This is a genomic window from Sphingopyxis flava (assembly GCF_900168005.1).
Lineage (GTDB): Bacteria > Pseudomonadota > Alphaproteobacteria > Sphingomonadales > Sphingomonadaceae > Sphingopyxis > Sphingopyxis flava.
Map to the genome: position 1 here is coordinate 1 of NZ_FUYP01000090.1, position 2,404 is coordinate 2,404.

Genomic DNA, 2,404 nt, shown 5'->3' on the forward strand with positions numbered 1-2,404 from the left:
GAAGATGAGACAGACAATGTCGCCGCGTTCAGCGGCGGCGTGTGCGGCGTTCAGCACGGCGACGGCGTATCGGCTGGAGGCGGATATGCGGCTTCCTTCGCAAAAGAAGGCGCCGCGCGGTCGCCGTCGTGCGGATCCGCTGGCGGATATCTTCGACAGCGAGGTGGTGCCGCTCCTGGAGAGTGCGCCGGGGGTCCGAGCCGTGGCCGTGTTCGAAGAAATGCAGCGTCGTCATCCTGAGCTTCCCGATGGCGTGCGGCGGACGATGGAGCGTCGGATCCGCAGTTGGCGGGCGCTGCAGGGCCCGGAGCGCGATGTGATCTTCCGCCAGGTGCACGAGCCGGGGCGGATGGGGCTGTCGGATTTTACCGACATGGCCGATCTGGGTGTACGGATCGCGGGGGTGAGGCTCGACCACCGGCTGTATCACTTTCGGCTCGCCTGCTCGGGCTTTGAGCATGCCCATGTGATCCTTGGCGGCGAGAGCTTTATCGCGCTGGCGGAGGGTCTGCAAAATGCGTTGTGGGCGCTGGGCGGCGCGCCGCGTGAACATCGCAGTGACAGCCTGTCGGCGGCGTTCCGCAATCTGGATGCATCGGCGCGCGAGGATCTGACGCGCAGATATGGCGCGCTGTGCCGCCATTATCGGATGAAGCCGACGCGCAACAACCGCGGCGTGGCGCACGAGAATGGCGCGATAGAAAGCGCGCACGCGCATCTGAAGGCGGCGGTGCGTGACGGACTGCTGATGCGCGGCTCGGCCGACTTCGACGAGCTTGCGGAATATCGACGCTTCATCGACGAGATCGTCGCGCGCAAGAATGCGCGGAGCGCGAAGCGCATCGACGCCGAGCGGGCGGTGCTTCAGCCGCTGCCGGGCATGCGCACCAGCGATTATGAAGAGGTGCTCGTCATGGTCACCTCCTCGGGCGGGTTCACGCTGCGCAAGGTGTTCTACACGGTGCCCTCGCGGTTGATCGGTCACCGGCTCAGGGTACGGCTTTACGACGACCGGCTTGAGCTGTTCCTCGGCGGCACGCCCCTGTTCACCCTGCCGCGTGGTCGCGCCGACCGCAAAGGCAAGCATGATCATGTCGTCGATTATCGCCATGTCATCCATGCGCTGCGGCGTAAGCCGATGGCGCTGCTGAACCTCGTTTACCGTGACCAGCTCTTCCCGCGCGAGGCCTATCGGCGCATGTTCGACCGGCTGATCGAGCGGCTCGCCGAACGGATGGCGTGCCGGACGATGGTCGAACTGCTGAGCCTTGCGCATGAGCGGGCGTGCGAGGCGGAGCTCGCTGCGGTCTTGGCCGACTTGCTGGCGACGCCGAATGGGATGCCGGACATGGCCGCATTGCGGGCACGCTTTGCGCCCGATCCCGCAGCGTTGCCCGACGTCGTCGTCGAGCTTGTCCCGCTGAGCGTCTATGAAGCGCTGCTGGCTCCTCGCGTGGAGGAAATGGCATGACCCAGGGCATCGATGCGACCAGGCTTACCCTGATGCTCAACGAGCTGCGGCTGCCAACGATCAAGCAGCTCTGGCCGTCGTTCGCCGAGCGTTCCGATAAGGAGGGCTGGCCGGCGGCGCGGTTCCTCAGCGCCATCACCGAGCATGAGATCGCCGAACGCGACCGGCGCCGGATCGAGCGCCATCTTGCCGAGGCGAAACTGCTGCCCGGCAAGACGCTCGAGGCTTTCGACTTCGACGCGGTGCCGATGATATCCAAAGCGCAGATCATGGCGATCTGCGCCGGCGACGGATGGCTCGAAAAGGGCGCCAACCTGATCCTGTTCGGCCCGCCCGGCGGCGGCAAATCGCATCTGTCGTCGGCGATCGGGCTCGCGCTCGTTGAAAAGGGCTGGCGCGTCCTGTTCACCCGGACATCCGACCTCGTCCAGAAGCTTCAGGTTGCGCGCCGCGAGCTCGCGCTTGAAAATGCGATCAACCGGCTCGACCGCTTCGATCTGCTGATCCTCGACGACCTCGCCTATGTCGCCAGGGATCAGGCCGAAACCTCGGTCCTGTTCGAGCTGATCAGCACCCGGTATGAAAGGCGTTCGCTGCTCATCACCGCCAACCAACCGTTCGGCGAATGGAACAGGGTCTTTCCCGATCCCGCCATGACGCTGGCCGCCGTCGACCGCCTCGTGCACCACGCCACCATCTTCGAAATGAACGTCGAAAGCTATCGGCGGCGCGCTGCGATCGACCGAAAACAGCACGGAGCAGGTCGGCCCGCAAAGGTCGCGACAATCAAAAATACCGGCGTGTCGCTCCCCGACAATCAAACCCTGACATAGGCCTTGCCAGCGACAATCAAACACACCAAAACGGAACTGTCGCGGTCAGAATCTTCTCATCCTGATTGCCGCAACTTCTCATCCAGTTTGTCGCGCTACA

Annotated in this window: 2 protein-coding genes; both read left to right on the forward strand. The window is 64.4% G+C overall.

Annotated elements, in window-relative coordinates; genetic code table 11:
* Positions 1–4: 4 nt before the first annotated feature.
* Positions 5–1,471: an IS21 family transposase gene (gene istA / locus B5X69_RS20575; protein ID WP_079640329.1), complete on the forward strand. Its 1,467-nt coding sequence runs from the start codon at positions 5–7 to the stop codon at positions 1,469–1,471.
* Entirely contained in the window at positions 1,468–2,304 is an 837-nt protein-coding gene (gene istB / locus B5X69_RS20580; RefSeq protein WP_037514240.1) for an IS21-like element helper ATPase IstB, read from the forward strand. The genes istA and istB overlap by 4 nt, the downstream gene beginning before the upstream one ends.
* Positions 2,305–2,404: the final 100 nt, after the last annotated feature.

Bases quoted from the DNA above. Each gene is read 5' to 3' on its own strand.
- istB (WP_037514240.1), top strand. From the start codon at position 1,468: ATGACCCAGGGCATCGATGCGACCAGGCTTACCCTGATGCTCAACGAG.
- istA (WP_079640329.1), top strand. From the start codon at position 5: ATGAGACAGACAATGTCGCCGCGTTCAGCGGCGGCGTGTGCGGCGTTC.